16 protein-coding genes are annotated in these 17,970 nt (G+C 37.8%); 13 read left to right on the forward strand and 3 right to left on the reverse strand.

Features of this window, described 5'->3' with window-relative positions; all coding sequences use genetic code 11:
* Positions 1-16: 16 nt before the first annotated feature.
* Genes R1T16_RS03045 through R1T16_RS03055 form a run of 3 tightly spaced genes read right to left on the reverse strand, consistent with a single transcriptional unit; the run spans position 17 to position 2,887 of the window.
* Complete coding sequence (locus tag R1T16_RS03045) at positions 17-1,384, reverse strand: DUF5458 family protein (protein WP_317499586.1); 1,368 nt, start codon at positions 1,382-1,384, stop codon at positions 17-19.
* Positions 1,385-1,393: 9 nt separating this feature from the next.
* Positions 1,394-1,858, reverse strand: a complete 465-nt coding sequence (locus R1T16_RS03050; RefSeq protein ID WP_317499587.1) for a hypothetical protein — start codon at positions 1,856-1,858, stop codon at positions 1,394-1,396.
* A gap of 36 nt (positions 1,859-1,894) precedes the next feature.
* Positions 1,895-2,887: a PKD domain-containing protein gene (locus R1T16_RS03055; protein WP_317499588.1), complete on the reverse strand. Its 993-nt coding sequence runs from the start codon at positions 2,885-2,887 to the stop codon at positions 1,895-1,897.
* Between the two features lie 313 nt (positions 2,888-3,200).
* Here R1T16_RS03055 and R1T16_RS03060 point away from each other — a divergent pair, with 313 nt between their 5' ends.
* From R1T16_RS03060 to R1T16_RS18390, 13 genes are all read left to right on the forward strand, one after another.
* Positions 3,201-3,791, forward strand: coding sequence for an NlpC/P60 family protein (locus R1T16_RS03060; RefSeq protein ID WP_317499589.1), 591 nt, complete (start codon positions 3,201-3,203; stop codon positions 3,789-3,791).
* A gap of 3 nt (positions 3,792-3,794) precedes the next feature.
* Positions 3,795-4,724, forward strand: coding sequence for a hypothetical protein (locus R1T16_RS03065; protein ID WP_317499590.1), 930 nt, complete (start codon positions 3,795-3,797; stop codon positions 4,722-4,724).
* Entirely contained in the window at positions 4,724-5,587 is an 864-nt protein-coding gene (locus tag R1T16_RS03070) for a TssN family type VI secretion system protein (protein WP_317499591.1), read from the forward strand. Before R1T16_RS03065 ends, R1T16_RS03070 begins: the two co-directional genes overlap by 1 nt.
* Positions 5,588-5,599: 12 nt before the next feature.
* Positions 5,600-6,787 (forward strand): hypothetical protein, encoded by a 1,188-nt coding sequence (locus R1T16_RS03075; RefSeq protein ID WP_317499592.1) that lies wholly within the window; start codon positions 5,600-5,602, stop codon positions 6,785-6,787.
* 4 nt (positions 6,788-6,791) lie between these two features.
* On the forward strand, positions 6,792-7,307 hold the full coding sequence (gene tssO, locus R1T16_RS03080) for a type VI secretion system TssO (RefSeq protein WP_317499593.1): 516 nt from the start codon (positions 6,792-6,794) through the stop codon (positions 7,305-7,307).
* 2 nt (positions 7,308-7,309) lie between these two features.
* The gene (locus R1T16_RS03085) at positions 7,310-9,754 is read left to right on the forward strand and encodes an ATP-dependent Clp protease ATP-binding subunit (protein ID WP_317499594.1); all 2,445 of its coding nucleotides are present in this window, start codon (positions 7,310-7,312) and stop codon (positions 9,752-9,754) included.
* Positions 9,735-10,166, forward strand: coding sequence for a hypothetical protein (locus R1T16_RS03090; protein WP_317499595.1), 432 nt, complete (start codon positions 9,735-9,737; stop codon positions 10,164-10,166). Before R1T16_RS03085 ends, R1T16_RS03090 begins: the two co-directional genes overlap by 20 nt.
* 6 nt (positions 10,167-10,172) lie before the next feature.
* A complete protein-coding gene (locus R1T16_RS03095) occupies positions 10,173-12,032 on the forward strand; it encodes a hypothetical protein (protein WP_317499596.1) in 1,860 nt (619 codons plus the stop codon).
* Between the two features lie 214 nt (positions 12,033-12,246).
* The gene (acnA, locus tag R1T16_RS03100) at positions 12,247-15,021 is read left to right on the forward strand and encodes an aconitate hydratase AcnA (RefSeq protein ID WP_317499597.1); all 2,775 of its coding nucleotides are present in this window, start codon (positions 12,247-12,249) and stop codon (positions 15,019-15,021) included.
* A gap of 158 nt (positions 15,022-15,179) precedes the next feature.
* Entirely contained in the window at positions 15,180-15,908 is a 729-nt protein-coding gene (locus R1T16_RS03105; RefSeq protein ID WP_317499598.1) for an MBL fold metallo-hydrolase, read from the forward strand.
* Positions 15,909-15,960: 52 nt separating this feature from the next.
* Complete coding sequence (locus R1T16_RS03110) at positions 15,961-17,316, forward strand: sigma-54 dependent transcriptional regulator (RefSeq protein ID WP_317499599.1); 1,356 nt, start codon at positions 15,961-15,963, stop codon at positions 17,314-17,316.
* Positions 17,317-17,482: 166 nt separating this feature from the next.
* Complete coding sequence (locus R1T16_RS03115) at positions 17,483-17,764, forward strand: hypothetical protein (protein WP_317499600.1); 282 nt, start codon at positions 17,483-17,485, stop codon at positions 17,762-17,764.
* Between the two features lie 101 nt (positions 17,765-17,865).
* Complete coding sequence (locus tag R1T16_RS18390; protein ID WP_411162014.1) at positions 17,866-17,943, forward strand: potassium-transporting ATPase subunit F; 78 nt, start codon at positions 17,866-17,868, stop codon at positions 17,941-17,943.
* The last annotated feature ends 27 nt before the right edge of the window (positions 17,944-17,970 follow it).

Genomic DNA, 17,970 nt, shown 5'->3' on the forward strand with positions numbered 1-17,970 from the left:
ACTAATATTTAACATTTTAAGACTCAGCATATTCGGTATCCCATTCGTTTCCTTCGTCCCCTTTCTGACCATCCATTTTGATAAGGAAGTTTTTTGCAGGAAAATAAGGCTTTAAGCGGATGTCAAGAAAAATACGGTCTTTTTGGTTGATGTCCTGTTCAAAACGCTTGATCTCAAAATCTTCAATAAGTTTATCCGGTCCGGATACATTATCAAGAAATTTTACAATCTGGTTTAATATCTCTTTTCTCGTTTTTGCATTAAAGTTTTCAAATGCACGTCTGTTAAGGAAGTCCATTAATACTTTAGTAACGTAATCAAAAACCCTTACGACTGAGTAGGTCTGAAGTCCAAGATTATCTCCGTTAAATAAAGTCTTGCCCGAAAAAGCCATTACCTTACCATATTCGTTTACCATAGGAATAAGCCCAAGGTTTTCAAGGTTTGCAATTTCGCTTTTCTTAAGGTCAAACTTCACACCGTCTACCTCATTGATACCACCATATTTTTTACCGGCAGTAACCTGAGACATCAACGTGTTGTATATCTTACCTGCCAATGCAGTAGATGGCGGTATGTATAAATGATCATCTTCCTCTATTTCGTCATGTTTGCCACGACCTACAAGCCAGTTACACGTCATCATAACGTTAGATCTGTAGGTGTCGCCTCCTGTTAAGTTAGCCGATTCAAACATTTCCATAACGTCGTCCGGTTCGTCAAGATGTTGAAAATCAGTAATAAGCATTACTTTGTTGTCATAAGCTATTTTAGCCCACTTTTCTATAACCTTATTCGAACCAAGGTAACCCGGAATTACAAGCATAGAATAGTTTTGCCTAAGATCTAAACGGTCAAAACCGTTTACAAGCTCTTCCTGAATATTATCAATAAAACGCGAGTTATCAAGATCTTTTAGCTGATCCAGCTCTGCGTTCATGATAGCTATGTTTTTCACTTTACTTTCTTCAGTATTTTTGAAGAAAAGTGATAGTGTCCTATAGTTTTCCTCAAGTTCTTTAGACTCGTCAACAGCAGAAGAAAGATTTTTCTTTAGCATTTTTTCAGTTTGCTCAGACTGTTTTACACACTCTTCAACAAGGTCTACAAGATTATCAGATTTTTTTAAAGATTCTGACCAAAGTTTAAGAACCGTTTTTAAAGAGTTACGTTCAGCTTTTTTAGCATTTTCGCTCAAAAAGATATTCTTACGGGCTTTTCTCTCAGGATTAAGGTTTTGTATCCCTTCAATAGAGCCTTCAAGAAGGTCAAATCCTCCGTATTGTATAAACGAATCTAAGCTTTGTTCCAGTGATCTTGAACCGAGAACCTGCTCTTCCTGAGCAGCACTTACAGCAGTTTTTGTATTTTCAGAATTTATCATAGCGAAGAATTATTTATCGGTTTGTTCAAGTTCCTGGATCAATGCCTCAAGAGAAGCGATTACAGCTCTTTTTGCATCAGGATCCTGAAGCGCTAATTTTAAAACTTTATTTGTTTTCAACTGCTTAATCATTTTTTGATATTGCTCATTTTTAGTCTTAAGATCCTGTAAAAACGGACTTTGTGCAGTTAATCCGTTAAGAGAAAAATCGCCTACACTTTTAAAGGCTAATTCCTCATGAGTAATGCGTCCTTCATTATCTTCAAAGGCTACTTTAACCCTTGGGTCAAAATGTTCAAACACTTCATCCATATTTTGAAGGCCGGTAACTATTTCGGGCCTTACAGGTGTATTTGGTGTAAGCTTTTGTGCTATCAGGGTTTTATTTTGTGGAATTTCCAAAATGGCTTCCTGCCCCTCCTGCCTTACCTCATTACCACCTATTCCGTAGCTGTTAGAAAATGTATTTGCCATGCTATTATTATTTTAGAATATTGAAACTTTGTTTTATTAGAAAAGTGAACGGGTTTTATAATCAAGCACTATCAGCGTTACGCAATTATCTTTATCCCTGTGTAGTGCAACATGCTTAATTTTAACAGTTTTATTCCTTACCGCCTCGTCAAGCGCTTTAAGGCTTATAGTACCTCCTTTTTTAACCTGCACAAGAGGTAGTTCATCTTCACAGAAATATTTTGTAAGGTTCTGGTAGGATAACTTATTCTCTGCAATGCCCAGCAGCAGAGCGGTGAATTTAGCCTCGTTGATATTGTCTATCTCAGGACCTCTTTTAGGAGCTTCAGGTACCTGGCTAAAGTATTCTTTAACAGGGTCTACCCTGCTGTCGCTTCGGCGCTCTATCCTTTCTTTAATCCAATCCTTCTTAGACGTCTTTGCAGGAAGAACTGTAATTTTATGGTATTGTACATATTTTATATCGCCGTTCACTACCAGTGTAACTATGCGTTCACCCGGTTTCCTGTAAACGTGTTTTGGATTTTTATCAATTGCATCAATCTTATTACCATCGCCAAACCTCCATTCCCAACTTTTAGCGTGAGGTGTAGCGTCTACAAATCTCACCTCTTCACCCTCATGTACAACTGTAGGACCTGAAAATTTTGGAATCAGTGCCGTGTTGAGTACTTCTTTCTTAGGGATAATGGTTATTTCTTTTTCAACAGTACAATTATTATTCACGAGCAGCTTTACAGTATACTTACCTGATTTGGCAAATGAATGCCCAACCCTTGATCGGAATGAAATATCAGTTCCATCACCAAAGTACCATCTCCACTCATAAGCGCCCGGTGTAACGTCAGTAAAAGTGATCAACTCGCCCTCTTTGAAAGAGTTAGACTTTATGTTAAAAGCTTTAACGTTACAGTCGGCAACAGCATTTATCTTGAATGCCAGCAAACCGCATGAAATAAGGAATACCACTAATAAAAGCAGTATTACTTTTCCGTCAAAATGGGTCTTTATTTGTACTTTTTTGCTCATTTAACAGTTATTTAAATAATAACTAAATCATTAAATATTGAATAAAACACGTTTATTTTTCACGGTATAACAAAGCAATCAAATTTTTGTTAGTAAAAACTCACTATTAACATAACTTTTTAAAATATTTAACAAAACCTAAAGATGTAAGATTTTATTCCCATAAAATTTTGTTAAATATGCTATAACAAAAAGTTAAGAGAGAACCAGCTCTTCTAAAATATACTAATTTAACCTCGTTTTATTATGTAATTATTGCTTACAAAAAGATAACATAACGGTAACCGTATTAATAGTTTAAGATTTTAAAAGAATGATTAATGATTTACTCAAAAAAACGTTTTTAGTGGGTTTTACGCTGATTTTGGTCAGTTCATGCCGTTCTAAAAATGATTTTGTGATTACAGATGACTATGTGGATAAAGAGCTCGGGATTAAACCCGGCAAAGATGGAAAACAGGTTACATTAACAGAAACGGAGAAAAAATATTTTGCGCTTAAGCTTGAAGTTATGCCGTCTGAAATTAATAATGACAGGCTGTATTCATTTGTAAAAAGATGGGAAGGGCAGACACATAATCCGGATGATAAAAAGAAAAGCGTTAATGACGTTTATGTTACAAAACAGCTATATTCTTTTGTGTATAATAAAAAACTGAGCGGCCTTCCTGCCGATATGGTTACTGATAAAAAAATAGAACTTTTTAAAGCAACCGAGAACCTTAAGGAAGGTGATCTTTTATTTTTCAGGCTTAATGATGACGATATTATATCTCACGTAGGTGTATACCTAAAAAACAACAGGTTCTTTTCTGCAATTCAGGGAGACGACGCAGAAATATTCAACCTTAAAAAAGACTATTGGAAAAACAATTTTGTAACAGCCGGCAGGTATAAACAATAGCGTATGATTAGTAATCAGTTTATAATAAACAATTACCGCCAGCTTGCCCGTTTTGATGCACGGGTTGAAGTTCTTTTTGAAGCGCTGCTCTCAAGAGGCATAGACAATTCTGATATCATTATTAAACCCGGCGGACTCTTTTACAGAAAGTTCAGTAAAGACTTAATGGGAGTTACTCAAGACCCGCACGATTCTGATATTCTGAATTTGAGTATCAGCCGAGATGGTTTTTACGACATACTACCCGAGAGCTTAACGCATAATTATAGAGGCCGTGAGTACAGGGAAGATCCTGTACAGGATTTTAAGACCCGGAAAAAAGAGGAAAAAGAAGCAAGACATTTTTATAACCCGCTGGAAAATGAATTTTTCAGGTTTAGGCATTCTATAGAAAAATATGAGTCAGACTTCTTCTCTACCCTAAGCATTAATGGTGTTGCGGACATTATTAAGGACATACTGGGCATAGAAAAGAAAGTTCCTGACTTCTTATTGGTTAAAATGTTTTATGCACTTATGAACCAAAAAACAAATCCTAAAAGCGACAGCAAAGATATTGCCGCCGTATTAGAAAACATTTTGGGAGAACATGTAACATATACGCGATCGCATATTCAGCTTGAGCATAATTTTGATATAGAAGATGCAAAAGAAGAAATGATAATGGGTATTAATACAACCCTCGCCAGCAGTGAGCAGATATTTCTATATAAATATCATTTTAAGGTAGGGCCACTAAAAAACCCTGATAACCTGCCGCTTTATTTTGAAGGCGAAGAGCTGGAAAATTTTATCCATACATTTTTTGACCTGTTTGTTCCATTTCATTCACAGTTTTCATTTGAGATCAATCTGAATCATGAAGACGAAATGTTTTCTATGGACGACACTACAATTTACAAATCTAGATTAGGAATTTCAACGGTATTATAATGCGTAAATATTTATCTCAGATAGGCGGCGGAGAAGCTATGCTTTACATTTTTATTGCCATAGCTTTTGCTATGATAGCCTGTGCACTTTTAGCGACTAAAATACCTAAGATGCGACAGGAAAAAAAGAAGTACTTTTTTTACACAGTGCTTCAGGGGCTTTTCTTTATAATTTTTGGAGCCATACTTTACAATCTTAAAAACACATCACTAAACGCCCGTTTCATATCAATACAGTCTTATATGCTTATTGCCGGTATTATTCAGGTACTTGCTTTCAGGCATTTTTTTCAGCGTTTTGAGACAAGGGCTATTATTAAAGAAATTGGTGTTGCAGTAGTATCTGCCATATTTCAGGCTGCTTTCCTTATTATGGTGGTAGTACACTTTAGGGAACTCACCTATATGTACTATCTATTAGGCACATTGTTATTTTTCATTGTGCCTACACTTTGCTACTGCCTTTTTGAAACTGCCGTATCTATACCCGCAAAGCTGCATAAACGCTGGTTTTATCCTGTTAACTTTAAATATCCGGCGCCTCAGGCATCAGATATGCGTAACGTGATAATACTCAATTTTGTGTTTCAGAAAAAAGAGAACGATAAAGACTTTATAAACTTCAAGGTAAAAGCGCCACGCGCTTTCGAATTTGGCAAGCTGTTCTATTATTTCATTAATGATTATAACGAAAAGAACCCCAACAGCCAGATACGCTACATGGATAATAAGGACGAACCTTACGGATGGTATTTCTATACCAAACCCAAATGGTTTGGATCTTCAGACTATATCGACCCCGAACTCGCTATAGATACCAACAATATTAAAGACGGTGAAACAATAATTTGTCAACGAATATAATTACAAAATAAAATGGCTGAAAATATTAAACACTTTCCAGTTAACTGGATTGACGGAATGAAGATCAATAAAAATCACTTTATTGACCTGCAAAACAATATAGAAGACATTATACGCGATGCCAGGACGCTTAACGTTAATACTATTGATTACGGACTTATGCCTACACATTTGGCAAGGCCTTTTCAATATACAGTATCTATAGACACACATAAGGAACTAAGCGTAAACATAAAATTCCTTAAAGCCCTTACGCCTGGCGGCGGAAGAATTGAGATTACCGACTTTACAGGAGATTTTAACGAAAGGCTGGCACTTAATGATTTTGATTTTAAGGAAAATAATTACTTCCTGCTGCTAAATATCAACCCGTTTAAAAGGATTCCGTCAGGTGAGCAGAATATGGAGGAAGTTCCTCCCCGCTATCCTAATGCACTGCCGCAGTATTACCTGACCAGTGTACTTGAAAGTGAAGTGAACCAAAATAATATAGGGCCGCTACAATTTCCATTAGCTAAATTCAGGACATCTTCAGAAAATTATGAGATCCTTACAGATTTTATTCCACCGAGTCTCGTTGCTAACAGCCATCCTACGCTTGTTACCCTGTTTGAGAATTATGAAACTTTCTTTAAGCAGCTTGAATTTACAAGCGTGCAAATATGCCAGAAAATTCGTTTTAGGAATAGTACAGAAGACGAAAACATCATTGCAAAAATGGTATTTGACGCTTGCGAAAACATAAAGACTTATGTAGCCCAGGCTATAACCCGCAACAAATGGGTAGGCTTTAACATGAAGCCAATGGACATTCTTGAAAATACGGTGAGCCTTGCCAGGGTAATGAAAAATACCTTTGATTCATTTTCGGGAGATGGAAAGGAAATGCTGTTCAATTATTTTTCAGAATGGACAGATATGTCAAGCGGGGATTATGAGAGGCTTTTTAGTGAGACTATCAATGTAAAATATAATGCGTTTGATAGCGCTCCAACAGTGGCTCAGGCAAATAAATTTATTGAACGCATTGAGCAGCTGTTCATTATACTAAATCAGCTTGATTACATCGGCAAGAAAAAAGATGCAGGAATATTTGTTAACGAGAATGTACTAAAAACAGAAAAAACAGCTATGTGGGGAAGCTACGCTAATAACAATAACGATCAGCAAAGTTCTTCACCATCATTTTTAGCAGAATAAGATTATGGAAATACTAAATAAAAAAGAGCGACTGTCGGCATTTTTGCTGTTTTTATTAATGTTTGCAATTACTACGAGCGTACTTGTAGCTGCAATATTTTTCAATTTCAGGCTGCCCTTAAAGGAAAATGAAGTGTTGAAAGCTGAAAACGAAAAAATACTATCGGAATTCAACTTCCAGAAAACCTTTGCAGACAAGGTAGAATATATTGCTACCCTTGTGGACTCACTTGATAAAGCACCTGAAAGTTTTCAGTTTACAGAGCAGACTATTAATGTTGAGCTCGTAAACCTTAACGAAAAGATACAGGCAAAAGGAAGCAAAGAGAACAACAAACTTTATGACAACACTATCATCACTATCAAGGAGCTTGTAAATACTAAAAAACAGCTGCTTACAGTAGCCGATTCTAAGAAAGATCTTGAGGCTCTTAACAGCCAGATAAAGGCTTACGAAGAAGAAAACAAAGATTTATTACGTGAACTTGAACTGTCAAGGCAGCTAAGCAGAAGAAATTAATTATGGCTAACGAAGATATTTTACAGGCGGTACACATTGCAAAACATCTGGCGAAGGATAACCTTAATGCCAAATATGCTCCTGCTCATTTACTTAAGGCTTTACTGAGCCAGCAGTTCTCGTTTATGAAAGAACTTGACGCTAAGGGCATCGATGTTTTTTACCTGGATGAATGGGCGGATATAAAAATGGGAGAATGCTCTAAGACAGCACGAACTAGCGACGATCCTGAAGGCGACAGCGCAGTTAATACCGTACTTGCTGAAGCCGAATCGATGGCTGCTAAACAGGGAGACGAAATTAACTTTTCTTATCTTTTAGCCGCGATTGTAACTCCTGGTGTTGGTTTCTCACACGATCAGTTAAAATCATTACCCCTTTCTCCAAATGAAATCATTACTCCTAAAGACAGCAGCGGCAAAGCAAGACCAAATGCAAGCCCTTCAAGAAACGGAAGCACAGCAGCTTCTTTACTTGACAAGTATACGACTGATAAAATAAAGCAATTTCAGAACAAGGAATTTATGCCTATCATTGGCCGTGATGAAGAGCTTAAAACCATAACTGAAGTACTTAACCGAAAACTGAAACCCCACATTATAATAACCGGCGACAGCGGTGTGGGAAAATCAACCCTTGCAGAAGGTTTCTTTCATAAGATAGCGAACAAATCGTCTTTGAATATTTTTCACGATGCATCGGTTTTTGAGCTTAATATGGGTGCCCTTTTTGCCGGAGCTTCTTATAAAGGTGAGGTTGAAGACAGGCTTCAGAAAATATTTAATGAAGTAAAAGCTCACTCGCGCCCTATTATTTTTATAGATGATATTCACGAGCTTTTTGATTCAAATCAGGGATCGGGTATTGCGAGTATTATAAAATCAGAACTGAGCAAAGGTGAAATCACTTTTATAGGCGCCACGACCATAGATAAATACAGGAAGTCATTAGGCAAGGATGATGCCCTTTCTCGCAGGTTTGAAACCCTCGAAATCTATGAGCCAAGTGTAGAGCTTGCGCAAAAAATGATAAAGAACGTCATAGAACATTACCAGTCGCATCATGGATTTACTATTGATGATGACAGCCTTGCAGAATCTATACGCCTGTCAAAACGATACCTTAAGGAAAAATCACTCCCGGATTCAGCGCTTGACCTGATAGACAGGACAATGTCGTCTCTTAAGGTTGCAAAGGAAATTATCAAAAAAGAACTGCCTAATTTAAAACAGCAGTCCGAAGACATAGGCACATCATCTGAAACAGAAAAAGAACAAATGCTGCATGATCTTTACACAGAGATTGCTTCAAGAAGCCACAAACTTTTTGATGATGATGACACATCCTCATTCCATTCATTAGAAAATGAAGAAGGGAAACAGCAGTATATAAATGCACTATTAGATAAGCTGGACCAGCTGAATACAGAAGATAATAAGGTACTTCCCGCACATCTTTCTATTGTGGTGTCAGGAATTACAGGTATACCTGCCGGAAAAGTAAAAGAAAATGAAAGGGAAAGGCTTCTTGATATAGAAAACACTTTAAAAAAGAGGGTTATAGGACAGGATCATGCCGTTAAGGTCGTGGCAGATGCCATACTTGAATCACGCTCGGGTTTAACAAAACCGGGGCAGCCCATAGGTTCGTTCTTTTTCCTTGGCCCAACAGGTACAGGTAAAACCGAACTCGCAAAATCATTAGCTGATTTCCTTTTTGGTGACGAAAATGCAATCATTCGCTTTGATATGTCGGAATTCAAAGAAGAACATTCGGCAGCGTTGCTTTATGGCGCACCTCCGGGATATGTGGGCTATGAAGAAGGCGGTATGCTGGTTAACAAAATACGTCAGCAGCCCTACTCAATTGTGCTTTTTGATGAGATTGAAAAGGCACACAAATCGGTTTTTGATGTATTCCTTCAGATACTTGATGAAGGAAAACTGCACGACAGGCTGGGTAAGGAAGGTGACTTTAGTAACGCGGTAATACTCTTTACCTCAAATATAGGATCAGACTATATCGTTAAATCTTTTCAAGAAGATATAATCCCGGATAGCAACAGCCTTATAAAAATAATGAGTTCGTTTTTCAGGCCTGAATTTTTGGGAAGGCTTACAGAGATAATTCCCTTTGCACCTATCAGTTCTAAAAGTGTTGCAAAGATATTTGATATCCACCTTAAAAAAGAACTCCTGCAATTGCTTGAAAAACTTGACATGACATTGGAAATTGAAGAGAAAGACAAGGAAGAAATTGCCCTGAAAGGCTTTAGCCCCGAATATGGTGCAAGGCCGATTAAAGGGATTATACGTAACCAGCTAAAAAGGCCTTTATCGCGTATGATCATTTCGAACGAACTTCAAAAGGGAGATAAACTGAAAGTGACGATCAATGAAGACGGAACCCTAAATTTTGAGAATACAAATGAAAGATCTGTATTATAAAATTCCATTAGATTTTAAAAATTTAACACGTGGCGAAGATATTCCTAAGGTAACTATAGAAGAATCGTTAGCACAATACATTTCGCTTATCATTACCACCATTTTTGGTGAATATAAACATGATGACGGTTTTGGGACCATGATCTGGGAAACCGATTTTAATCTCCTTGCAAATGTTAACCAACTGAAAGATACCATTAAAGAATCGGTATTTGCTAAAGTGAAACAATATGAAAAGCGCATGAACATAACCGACGTCACTCTTGGAATAAGCGAAGACACCGTTAGTTATGCGACAAACATACGCGTTAAAAAGCGCCTTGATATTGTGGTGTATGGCGTTATAAAAAAGACCAATCAGCCTTATTATTATAAGAGCTCTTATTTTTTGGCTCCTTTTTCCTTTAAATAAAAAAACATGAAAGAGTTATCTAAAGAACATATAAAAGACCGCCTGCTAAAACGAGCAGCAAGGCAATGGGGCTACAGTGACATTGAACTTGAAAATGTATTTGATCCTATTGTAAACCTGCTTTTTGATGTTTGTGCCAAAGAGCTTGAAAAGATAGCAGGAGAAATTTACTCCAGCAGAAGAAGGATGACTGAGCGTTTAGTAGATATCCTGACGCCTACAGCAGCTACAAAAGCGGCACCCGCACGCGGAATACTAAGAGCCTATCCTGCAGAAAATGAAGTTATATTAAGTGACCATCATCAGTTTTACTATCAAAGAAAGGAAACCAATCCGTATAACCCTACCGAAAGCAATATTAAAAATTACTTTTTTGGCCCCACAGCTCCTGTAAAGCTAACACGTAATAAATTACAATATGTAGTATTGCCTAGTGGAGTACAGGAAGTGGTTAAAGAACAATTCCGTGAAAGTGTTGCCGGAGATAAATACCTTAAATCATCTCCACATGGTTCTATGTGGCTTGGTATAAAACATGAAGGCAGCGGAATTATTAAAGACCTTATGTTCTACTTTTTCCTCAAAAATATTGATAACAGAAACGTATTTTTTCATTTCCTGCCTAAGGCCAAATGGTATATAGGAAATCATCTTTTGCAAACCGAACAAGGCTATAATACAAATGAAGATCTTGGAACGCTTAAAGGAGGACTGATAAATGACAGCTTTTACCATATCGAAAAAATGCAGGAACAGGTAAATGACTTTTACAGGAAGCAGTTTATAACTATAAAAGACATTATGAGCATAGACGCGGGTGATTTTGCACTACCCGAAGAATTTTCTTCTTTTATAGACGCGGAAAACCTTAAAGAACTTGATAATCAAAAATTATTATGGATCAAGATTGAATTTCCTAACGTAATCAATAACGAAATTTTGTCTCAGGTATATAGTGCGGTAAATTGTTTTCCGGCCATCAACAAAAGGCTTAATGAGACTCAGGGCAGCATTAAAAGCTTATTGAACATTTATCCGTTAAGCACTAACGAAGAATATTTTCTTGAGGTACTCTCGGCATCAGATGATAAAAATAATGATATAGATATCATGGATGCCATAGACGACAGTGCTAACGATAATGACCTTGATCATGCATATCTTAGATTTGGAGGGATTGCCCGTTTTGACGAACGCAATGCCGGCGAAGAAATTAATTACCTGATTGACCTTGTACGTGACGAAGCTGCGGCATTTTCAAGGCTGGGGCATGATTTTACCGATGGTAATCTTAAAGAGATCAACCAGATCATATCAAGGTTTAAAAACAAGATGTCACAACTTGGCATGCAGGACACAAGCAATCCATATCTTGTATTCAGAAGTAAAGACCCAGACAAAAAAGGGACGTTGTTTGTAAAATACTGGACTACAAATGGCGAGGCAGCAAACAAAATTAACACCTTTTCAAGGCTGGCACTTCACAAAGGGGCCGATTTTGAAAAGGATTCCATCATGTTCTTATCAACAACTCAGGGCGGTAAAAATGAGCTTTCAAATTCTGAAAAGATATATGCCTACCGCGAAAACCTGATTTCGAATCAAAGGGTAGTTACAAGGCAGGATATAATAATCCTTTGCAAAAACCATTATGGAGAAAGTGTGGGTACTATTGAGATAAAAAACGGGATACAAACCAGCCTTGAAGAAAATGTTGGATACACACCTACCATTGATATTCATCTTCACCGAAAAGATACCGAAACCTATACCGATGAAGAATGGTATTACCTTAGCGAAAATTTAAAGCTTTCTATTGAAAAACGAGCTTTGGATATCGTTCCTTTCAGGATATTTTATAATTAAAACCTAAACCGCCAATCGGAAAGCCTGCAAAGATTTTTTGCAGGCTTTTTTATGTTTTTATCCCTTTAAATTATCTTATTTATATTACAGATAAATAACAGTAATCAATGATTTAAGGTAAAAAATCTCTAACTTTGGGTAAACCCCTTCTTTTGGAGTCTTTACAAGTCAAAAGAAAACAAACACTAACAATCCGATTAAATATTCTTTTACCATGACAAATGATATTTATCAAATCAAAAAGCTGTTAAATACTAAAAACGGCACTTTCACTTACTATAGCCTTGCCGAAATGCAGAAAAAGGGATTTAACATTGAAAAACTCCCGTTTTCCATCAGGATACTTTTAGAGAATGTGCTGCGTAATTATGATGATTTTGCAATTACACGCGAAAGTATTGAAACCATATTAAACTGGAAACCTGAACCATCAGATAAAGATATTCCTTTTAAGCCTGCACGGGTATTAATGCAGGATTTTACCGGAGTGCCTGCCGTGGTAGATATTGCATCTTTACGCGCAGAAGTTGCCAGAAAGGGCAAAAACCCTGACGAAATTAACCCGCTGATACCTGTAGACCTTGTTATAGACCACTCTGTGCAAGTTGATTATTTTGGAACCCAATATGCGTATGAGCGCAACATGGACGAAGAATACAAGCGTAACAAGGAGCGCTATCAGTTCCTTAAATGGGCACAGCAATCATTCAGTAACTTTAGTGTGGTACCCCCAGGTATGGGAATTTGCCATCAGGTTAACCTTGAATACCTTTCTAAAGGCGTTATCGAGCGTAATGGAGAATTATTTCCTGACACCCTTGTAGGAACCGACAGCCATACACCCATGGTAAATGGTATAGGCGTAATTGCCTGGGGTGTAGGTGGTATAGAGGCTGAAGCCGCCATCTTAGGTCAGCCTATATACTTTATCATGCCCGAAGTCATAGGGCTAAAGCTTACTGGCAAAATTCCGTTAGGATCTACTGCTACCGATATGGTACTTACAATCGCCGAACTATTGAGAAAATATGGCGTTGTGGGCAAATTTGTAGAAGTTTTTGGCTCTGGGCTGGATAACCTTTCGGTACCCGACAGGGCGACAATAGGTAATATGTCACCGGAATTTGGCTGTACTGTAACCTACTTTCCTATAGACGACAAGACGCTTGAATATATGCGCCTAAGCAACAGGTCTGAAGATCAGGTAAAACTTGTAGAAGATTATTGTAAAGCTAACCTACTCTGGAGAACAGGTAATGAAGATATTACATATACAGATGTTTTAGAACTCGACCTTTCTACCATAGAGCCTACAGTTTCAGGTCCAAAAAGACCTCAGGATAAGATATTGCTTAAAGATTTTAAATCTACTTTTATAGATGTGCTTCATAAGAGCTTTGGCCGAAAATATATAAAGCCACAACAGCTAACGCAGTGGTTTGCCGAAGGTGGAGGGTCTGCACCCATACCCGTAGTGACACCGATGCAGCCCGAAACTAAGATAGAGGAAAAAATAGAAGATGGCAGCAAAGTGGTAGCTGTAACCGTCGGACAGGAACAATTCATGCTTTCAGACGGTTCTGTGGTAGTTGCAGCGATAACATCCTGTACTAACACCTCTAACCCTTATGTAATGATAGGCGCCGGACTCGTAGCCCGAAAAGCCCGTGAGCATGGCCTTAATGTAAAACCATGGGTTAAAACATCTTTAGCGCCGGGATCTAAAGTGGTAACGGATTACCTTATCAAAGCTGATCTTTTGGATGATTTTGAGTCTATGAAATTCCACGTTGTGGGTTACGGATGCACATCTTGCATAGGGAACTCCGGTCCGTTGCCTTCACACATTGCGAAAGCTATAGATGAACACGAACTTGTAGTTGCATCTGTACTATCGGGCAACCGTAATTTTGAAGCCAGGATACACCCACAGATAAAAATGAACTTCCTGATGTCGCCAATGCTTGTAGTGGCTTATGCCATCGCAGGCCGTGTGGATATAGACCTTATTAATGAACCTATCAGCTACGATCCTAACCAGCAGCCGGTGTATCTTAAAGATATATGGCCTGCCGATGACGAAATAAATACTGTATTACGCGAAGTTCTCTCTCCGCAGCAGTTTGCTGACAGCTATGGAACTATTTTTGACGGTAATGAAATATGGCAGAATCTTGAAATCCCGCAGGAAAAAATATATGTCTGGGATGATAATTCAACTTACATAAAAGACGCGCCTTTCTTTAAAGACCTTCCAGAAAATCCTCAGCCATTAAAAGATATTGAAAATGCAAATGTGCTATTATCACTAGGCGACAGCATTACTACAGACCACATTTCTCCCGCAGGATCATATAACGAAACTTCTGCTGCTGGTAAATACCTCCTTGAACGTGGAGTTGAAAAAGCAGATTTTAACTCATACGGTTCACGACGCGGGCATGATGAAGTTATGATAAGGGGAACTTTTGCCAACGTACGCATCAAAAACCTTATTGCAGATAAGGAAGGCGGATATACCAAATTTTTGCCTACAGGTGAAGAAATGAGTGTTTATGATGCATCTGTAAAATATAAGGAAGCACATATACCATTAGTAATTCTCGCCGGTAAAGAATACGGAAGCGGTTCTTCGAGGGACTGGGCTGCAAAAGGAACTTTCCTTTTAGGTGTTAAAGCCGTGCTGGCAGAAAGCTACGAAAGAATTCATCGAAGCAACCTTGTGGGTATGGGTGTATTACCGTTACAATACAAGCCAGGAGAAAATGCTGCAAGCCTTGGCCTTACAGGAAAAGAGCAATTTACAATAACCGGAATTGCAAACAACATCAGTCCGTTAAAAGAAGTTGACGTTACCGCTGTAAAGGAAAATGGTGATAAGATACAGTTTAAAGCCATAGCAAGGCTCGACTCTAAAGTAGAAATTGAATATTACAGGAACGAAGGCATATTGCAATACGTATTGAGACAGTTTCTGCAAAAAGCATAATATTTTGAAATACTAATATGAAGCAGGATGAAAGTCCTGCTTTTCATTTTTCTCCTTTTCATAGGTATTAATAACTAAGCATTAAGGCGTGCCATTGTTTTTTATTTGTTATAATTTTGTTTTTCCATTACTATTCTAAAATACCATAAACCAAATTCATGAAAATTATTGCACTAAATGAAGGTACGTATGCTGTAACCAAAGAAAAAGATTTTACACTTGTAACCACTACAGATCGTCAGGAAAACCAATTTCTTACCATGGCTGTATGCCCTTTTTTAATAGTCACAAAAACCGATATACTGCTTCTTGATACAGGTTTAGGATTTAAGAATAATGACGTGCCGCTAATTGTAGACCTTATTGAAAAGAATGGTTATAAAGCATCAGATGTTACAAAAGTGCTACTATCTCACCTGCACAAAGACCATGTAGATGGAATAGGCAGATTTGAAGATGGTAAATTTGTGTCTAACTTTCCTGAAGCAGCGATATATATACAGGAAAGAGAACTCGATTATGCGTTATCTCAACAAACAGGATATTCTTTCAACCAGGAAGTTTTAGAAGAGTTGTCGTCACTCCCAAACCTTCATTTGATGAACGAAGATAAGGGAACGATAGGCGACACTATTTCTTTTGAAGTTACAGGTGGGCACTCCCCTTTTCACCAGGTATTCTGGATCAGGGAAAATAACGAAATTGTTTTCTACGGAGCTGATAACCTGCCTCAGCGCAGTTACCTTAAATTTCATATAGCGTATAAAAGTGACTTTGACGGCAAAAAAGCCATGGAACTTCGTCAGCATTGGGAGCAACTGGCTAAAGACGAACAATGGCAGGTATTGTTCTACCATGATATAAAAAACAATATTGTTCAGTACTAATAATGCATTTAGCAATTTGTTTTTACTATAACTTTGCTTCAAATTATCTGCATTGAAAAAGAAGATCCTTTTAATTGACGACGAAGAAAAGCTGAGAAGCTTAATGGCCCGCATTATTACCCTTGAGGGTTTTGAAGTGATACAGGCCGCCGACTGTAAGGCCGGTTTAAAGAAACTTCAGCATGAAGTCATAGACATTGTGCTTTGTGATGTTAAGCTGCCTGATGGTAATGGCGTAGACCTAACGCTTACTGTAAAGCAAGCCTATCCGCATATTGAAATCATATTACTTACCGCTTATGGCAATATACCAGATGGTATACAAGCCATTAAGAACGGCGCTTTTGACTATATCGTAAAAGGAGATGATAATAACAAGATCATTCCGCTTATCCATCGCGCAATCGAGAAAGCCGGACTTCAAAAGCGTGTGGATATTCTGGAAGCAAAACTTGAAAAGAAATACTCTTTCGAAGGCATTATAGGTAAATCTAAAAATATAGGCGAAGCCATAAGCCTTGCCCAAAAAGTAGCCCCAACAGATACTACCGTTCTTCTTACCGGCGAAACCGGAACAGGAAAAGAAGTATTTGCAAATGCCATCCATCAGAACAGTGCACGGAAGAATAAAAACTTTGTAGCTATTAACTGTTCTGCGTTTAGCCATGACCTGCTGGAAAGTGAAATGTTTGGGCATGCCGCAGGTGCCTTTACCGGAGCTATTAAAGACAAAAAAGGCTTATTTGAAGAAGCCAATAACGGAACCATATTTTTGGATGAAGTTGGCGAAATGCCCATTGACCTCCAGGCGAAACTGCTCAGGGTTATAGAAGTGGGCGAATTTATAAAAGTAGGCGAAAGCAAAGTCACAAAAATAGATCTCAGAATTGTAGCGGCAACAAACCGTAACCTGACAAAAGAGATTGAAGCCGGTAACTTTAGGCAGGATCTGTATTACAGGCTGTCTATTTTCAGCATCTACCTCCCTGCCCTGCGCGAACGCCTTGTAGATATTGAAGAATTATCTAAATTTTTCCTGAAATCATTTTCGAACAAGACCAATAAAAAAATACACCAGCTCTCTGCCGAATATTTACACTTCTTAAAACTGCACAATTGGCCCGGTAACATCCGTGAACTTAAAAATGTTCTTGAACGCAGCGTGATACTGGAAAACAGCAATACCCTTACTATTGACAGCCTTCCGTACGAAATTCAGCAGCTAAGTGATATAAAAGAAAACGAAGATGGCAAAATGCTGTCGGCTTTTTCATTGGCTTCTGCCGAAAAGATACATATCCAGAAAGTGATCAATTATACCAATGGCAATAAGACCGAAACTGCTAAACTGCTCAATATTGCCCTTACCACTCTTTACCGTAAGCTGGAAGAGTATAAAATACAATAAAACACTATCGTTTTGAAAGTGCCAACCCTATCATTTTGATAGGGTTTTTTATTGGTACAACCTCATTAATACATATAATCGCCTATATATCAAAACATAAGGAGGTTTTTAGAAATAAGGGCATTCATTTTGGCTATTAGTGGTAAAACAAATAATAATTATCAAAATGAAAAATCAGGCCAAATCTGCTTGTGCAAAAGCAGTTCAGTTTGCAGAGATCACTAAAAACCTAATACGTAAAGGAAACATTCTGAGGGTTAAAAAATGCCTTAGCGTTGCAGAACAGCTATTAGCAACAGGTAATACAGAAACTAAAAACGTAATCTCTAACATTTATGTCTTTTCGGTTTCCACTTTTATGGAAATGCATAATTGCAGCATTGCCAACCTTTTTCCGCAATCGCTGCGAAAAGAATACATCGCACAGGTTAACGCATCCGGGGTTTAATTTCATTCACTATGATACTTACCATAGTTCTTGTGGCAGCGGGCGCAGCGCTTTTTGCCATCTGTTTTAAATCGATTGACTTTTTTGATAAAATCTAGACCATGACAGCACTATTTATACTCGCCGTTTTTGTTTTTGTGTACATCTGTTATGTACTTATTAAGCCCGAAAAATTTTAACCTGCACGTTGTGCAATCACACATTAA

Origin of the sequence: Flavobacterium sp. DG1-102-2 (assembly GCF_033042555.1) — a bacterium.
Taxonomy (GTDB): domain Bacteria; phylum Bacteroidota; class Bacteroidia; order Flavobacteriales; family Flavobacteriaceae; genus Flavobacterium.